Annotated in this window: 5 protein-coding genes; 1 reads left to right on the forward strand and 4 read right to left on the reverse strand. The window is 65.0% G+C overall.

From position 1 onward, the window contains the following. From AC4FAH_RS12985 to AC4FAH_RS13000, 4 genes are all read right to left on the reverse strand, one after another. On the reverse strand, positions 1 to 1,073 hold a 1,073-nt coding region (locus AC4FAH_RS12985), incomplete at its 3' end, for a glycerate kinase (RefSeq protein WP_490246167.1). Positions 1,074 to 1,301: 228 nt separating this feature from the next. Further along, positions 1,302 to 2,144, reverse strand: a complete 843-nt coding sequence (locus AC4FAH_RS12990) for a CvfB family protein (RefSeq protein WP_054556285.1) — start codon at positions 2,142 to 2,144, stop codon at positions 1,302 to 1,304. 301 nt (positions 2,145 to 2,445) lie between these two features. Next, positions 2,446 to 2,934: a YajQ family cyclic di-GMP-binding protein gene (locus AC4FAH_RS12995; protein WP_054556286.1), complete on the reverse strand. Its 489-nt coding sequence runs from the start codon at positions 2,932 to 2,934 to the stop codon at positions 2,446 to 2,448. A 78-nt stretch (positions 2,935 to 3,012) separates the two neighbouring features. After that, positions 3,013 to 3,654 carry a GNAT family N-acetyltransferase gene (locus tag AC4FAH_RS13000; RefSeq protein ID WP_490246165.1) on the reverse strand — a complete coding sequence of 214 codons (642 nt, stop codon included), beginning with the start codon at positions 3,652 to 3,654 and terminating at the stop codon, positions 3,013 to 3,015. A 168-nt stretch (positions 3,655 to 3,822) separates the two neighbouring features. Here AC4FAH_RS13000 and AC4FAH_RS13005 point away from each other — a divergent pair. Further along, positions 3,823 to 5,379, forward strand: a 1,557-nt coding sequence (locus tag AC4FAH_RS13005) for a RimK family ATP-grasp domain-containing protein (RefSeq protein WP_490246166.1), incomplete at its 3' end; no start/stop codon positions are given.

Below are 5,379 nucleotides of genomic sequence, written 5' to 3' on the forward strand. Positions count from 1 at the left end.
GCCAGCGCCTGCTCAAGCGGCATGGCACTGTCACACAGCGTGAAGACGGCACTGACCCCCTCATCATGGGCGGCTTGCCAGCCCTCGGCCAGTCGCCCCGCCAACACGATGGCGGGCACCCCGGCGGCTCGCGCGGCACGCGCGGCACCGATGGGGGTCTTGCCGCCCAGGCTCTGGCCATCCAGGCCGCCTTCCCCGGTGATCAGCAGATCACAGCCCGCCAGGCGCTCGCTCACGTTGAGGCGCTCCATCACCAGCTCGATGCCCGGACGCAACTCGCCATTCAACCAGGCCGCCACCGCGTAGCCCATGCCGCCTGCGGCCCCTGCACCGGCCAACTGCTGCTGGTCTGCGCCCAGCACTTCCGCGCTCAGGCGCGCGAAGTGGCCCAGTGCCGCATCCAGCTCCTCGACCACCGCGGCATCGGCGCCCTTCTGCGGGCCGAACACGGCGCTCGCGCCGCGCGGACCACACAGGGGGTTGTCGACATCGACCGCGGCAGACACCTTGAGGTTGGCCAGGCGTGGGTCCAGCGCAGTGACGTCCAGGCTCGCCAGACGCGCAAGGGCCGCGCCACCTGCGGGCAGCTCATTGCCATCAGCGTCGAGCAGACGCAGCCCGAGCGCGCGCAGCATGCCGCTGCCGCCATCGTTGGTGGCGCTGCCGCCCAGCGTGACGATCAGCCGCTCGGCACCGGCGTCCAGCGCCGCCAGGATCAGCTCGCCCACGCCATGCGTGTCGGCGACCCGCGCGTCGCGCTCATCAGGGCTGACCAGATGCAGACCACTGGCTTCGGCCAGCTCGACGATGGCCGTGCGGCTACCCGGCTGCCAGCCCCACTGGGCGGTGACGTCACGCCCGAGCGGATCACGCACCTGAGCGCTGCGCGCCTCGATGGGGTCTGCTTCACTGGCCGCCGCCAACAACGCCGCCAGCGTGCCCTCACCGCCATCCCCCAGCGGGCAGAGATCGATCTGTGCCTCGGGCAGTACCCGGCGAACACCACGCGCCATGGCTTCGGCGGCATCACTGGCTGCCAGCGCTTCCTTGAAGCTGTCAGGAGCAATCAACATACGCGGCGAACCAGCAGAAGCGGAGGCAGCAGAAGCGGAGGAGGCAGCAGAAGCAGAGACAGTCATGCAGACATTCCTTGTCGAAAGTGAAGGAGCGAATGGGGGCAACTCAGCACAAGATACCCCCATGATACGCTGTCATTGGTGCCATGCGGCAGCCTGAAACGCAAACTGCCACCCGTCGGTCTCCCGAGGGTGGCAGTGGCAGCACAGGCTGACAGCAGTGACTTACTTGACCAGACGCGTCTCGGTGGGCGCCAGCGTGACCTTGCCTTCGCGCTTCAGGTGACCGATGGCGCGCTTGAAGTTGGCCTTGCTGGCACCGAAGGCTTCACTGATGGCTTCCGGTTCGCTCTTGTCACCCAGCGGCAGCACGCCCTGACTGGCTTCCAGCGCGGCCAGAATGCGGTCCGCCAGCTGCTGATGGCCGGCCGGACCCGGCGCCTGCGGCGTGAGATCGACATTGCCGTTGCCGTCATTCTTCAACACCCACAGACGCAGACGGTTGCCGATGCGCAGACGCGTGAAGATACGGTCGTGGTGCACCAGGCCCCAATGGGCGTTGTCGATGATGATCTTCATGCCCAGGTCGGTGCGCGCAGCGACCAGACCGGAGACTTCCTGGCCCGCGGTATAGGTGGCCGGGGTCTTGTCGAGCCAGCGATCCAGACGCATCGAGGCGACCATGCGGTCACTGTGCTTGTCGAGACCGACGTGCACCATGGCGAACTGGCCGGCCTTGAGCTCACGCTTGCGCTCGCCGTAGGGCAGCAGCAGGTCCTTGCCCAGGCCATTGTCGAGGAAGGTGCCGATGTCATTGACCTCGACCACCTTGAGCGCGGCGAATTCACCGACCATGGCACGCGGATAGCGCGTGGTGGCCAGCAGGCGGTCTTCATCATCCAGGCTGACGAAGACTTCGACTTCGTCACCGATGTCGGCCCCCGCCGGAATGAAGGGCGTCGGCAGCAGGATTTCCCCGCGATCCCCACCATCGAGGAAGACGCCGAAGCCGACCCGCTTGGTGATCGTCAGGGTGTTGCGCTGGCCGATAGCGAGCGGAGCAGACATATAACCTCTCTTTGCGCGTTGTCGGGTGCCGAAGCGGCCCGCATGGCGCAGATATTACGTACGAATAGGGTGAAACGCTTTGAAAGCGACGCGTCCGGTCATGTGGAGTGAAGCACCGGGCTGGACAAGCGTAGCGCCAGCGACGAGACATGACGCTTTCAAAGCGAATCTGTTGATCCAGAAAACATGCGAATCAGTGACTCTCACGACACCGCAAATCAGCGAATCAAACGAAGACAGCACCGCACGCCGATAGCGAACGGTGCTGAGAATGGCGATCGCCAGTCACTTGCGCGCTGGATCAATCGCGGAAGTTGTTGAACTGCAGCGGCAGCTCGAGGCTCTCATCGCCCTTGAGCAGCGCCATGGCGCCCTGCAGGTCGTCACGCTTCTTGCCGGTGACGCGGACCTTCTCGCCCTGAATCTGTGCCTGGACCTTGAGCTTGGCATCCTTGAGCGCCTTGACGATCTTCTTGGCGGTCGGCTGGTCCAGCCCCTGACGCAGCACCAGCTGCTGACGGGCACGCACGCCAGCGGTGTCGGCGTCCTTCTCTTCCAGGCAGCGCACGTCGATGCCGCGCGCGATCAGACGACCCTTGAGCAGCTCGATCATCTGACGCAGCTGGAAGTCGGCATCGGCTTCCAGGTTGACGTTCTCTTCCTTCTCGAGTTCGAAGCTGGCAGTCACGCCCTTGAAATCGAAGCGCGTCGCGAGTTCGCGATTGGCCTGATCGACGGCATTCTGAACTTCGTGCTTGTCGAGTTCGGAGACAATATCGAATGACGGCATGGGAGCGATTCCTTTGAAGCCATGAAGAATAAACAGCGCATCCTAGCCCATGGGGGCCACGCGCGCCATGCCCCTGGCTCAGGCGGCGCCGGCATTCACCGTCGAGGGCGGCCCCGGGTGCGCTTCACCGGCCTCACCGGCCGCGAGTTCCTCAGCCACCGGCGCCGGCGAATCCAGCGTCAATGCCTTGCGCATCTTCCAGGCGGCGGCCCCGTCGGCATAGTAATCGCGCAGGCGACCACACTTCTCGAAGCCGTGACGCTCGTAGAGCGCGATCGCCGCGCCATTGCCGGTATGCACCTCAAGATCGAACTGCGTACAGCCCTGCGCGATGGCCAGCTGCTCAAGCGATGTGAGCATGCGCTGGGCAAGGCCGCGGCCACGCGATTCCGGATGCAGGCAGAAGGAGTAGAGTCGCGCCCGGCGTGAATTGCGCCGAAACAGCACGGTGCCATAGCCGAGCACGCTGCGCAGCGGCGTGGCGTCATCGCGCTCGACGCTACCGGCCGGCCATAGCGCGGCCATGACATCGTCCACCGCCGGAGCGGACGGGATGACATCGTCATCGGGCTGGATGATCACCAGGGTACGGGCATGGGCACGCAGAATCAGATGGGACAGCTGACGACGACTGAACCAGTCGCTGTCGAAACTGACTTCCTCGAGCTCTACCAGAGCGTCGAGATCGGCCCGGATGGCCGGGCGCAGAATGGGGGTCATGGTGCAGGCTCTCCCGCCTGTCAGCGCCCTGACGCCGTCCGAGGATCAGCGTGTCGCGGGGCGGTAGCAATGCGCTGCATTCTGGGCATGCAGGCGCGTCTTGTCTTGGTCTCTTTGCATGAAATTATTTCACTTTCCAGCCTATTGCGATGACGGGGATTGTTTCTCATGATGCGCGCATTCGGCACCGCTTCGGTGCCCGCCTTGCGAGGCTTCGCAATGTCCCGCCTGCGTATCGTGGTTGACCGTGTTTCTGACTGGCGCGCCTTCTATCCCAGTGATGATGTCATCAGCGCCCATGACTTTCTTTCCGAACTCTCAAGCGATGCGCCAGCCCAGCGCGCCGACGATGCGCCGCAGCCCGCCACCCACGTCATCAACCTGTGCGGCGGACTGGATTATCTGGGCATCGGCTATTACGTCTCGCTGCTGGCCCAGGCGCGCGGCCAGAAGGCGCTGCCGTCGGTGGAGACCCTCAATCAGCTGTCACGCAAGTCGCTGATCGACATGGAACTGGGCGGCATCCGCGTGCTGCTCGAGGAACTGACACGCAAGGGCGCCCTGCCCGCACCGCAAGGCGTGACGCATGGGGCTGGCAAGCCGCCACGCCTCGACCTGCTGCTGACCTTCGGCGAGAGCGCAGACCCCGCGCTTGCGCGTCTCGCACGCAAGCTGTTCGAGCGTCTGCCTTGCCCGCTGCTGGAGGTGCGTCTTGAAGGCCGTGGCGATCATTGGGTGCTCAAGCGAGTGCGCCCGCAATCCCTGAGCCACCTGGCAGCGGCGGATGAAGACCGCTTCGCCCAGGCGCTCAATCGCCATTCGCGCAAGGTGTGGCGCACGCCCAAGGCACGCCGCCATTACCGCTTCGATCTCGCCATGCTGGTCGACCCGGACGAGGCGCTGCCGCCGTCCAACCGCACCGCGCTCAAGCATTTCATCCGCGAAGGACGGCGCCTGGGCATCGATGTCAGCCTGATCACCCGGCGCGATGAAGGCCGTCTGGCCGAGTTCGATGGCCTGTTCATCCGCGAGACGACCAGTCTGGATCACCACACCTATCGCATGGCCAAGCGTGCCGAGCACGAAGGGCTGGTGGTGATCGATGACAGCCAGTCGATCCTGCGCTGCACCAACAAGGTCTTCCTGCATGAGCTTCTCAAGGCACGTGGTCTGAGTGCCCCACAGGGTCGCCTGATCCATCGGGGCGAACTGCGCCAGCTGGCCGAGCGCGGTCAGCACATGCGCTACCCGCTGGTGATGAAGGTGCCGGATGGCGCCTTCTCCCGCGGCATCGTCAAGATCGATGGCCCCGAGACACTGGTGCGCGAAGCCGAGCGGCTGTTCCATGATTCCGCCCTGCTGCTGTTGCAGGAGTGGCTGCCGACCGAGTTCGACTGGCGCATCGGCGTGCTCGACGGCAAGCTGCTGTTCGCTAGCCGTTACTACATGGCACGTGGCCATTGGCAGATCTACGACCACAGCGGCGCGCGTACCCGCTCCGGCGGCTTCGCGACGGTCGACCCGAGCGAGGTGCCAGCGGCCGTGATCAAGGCGGCCCTGAAGGCGACGCGTCTGATCGGCGACGGCCTCTACGGCGTCGACTTGAAGCAGCTGGAGGACCGAGTGGTGGTCATCGAGGTCAACGACAACCCGAATCTGGATGCCGGCGTCGAGGATGTGGTGCTGGGACGCGAGCTCTACCGGCGCGTGATGCAGGTATTTCTG

It is taken from the genome of Cobetia sp. (genome assembly GCF_983723665.1).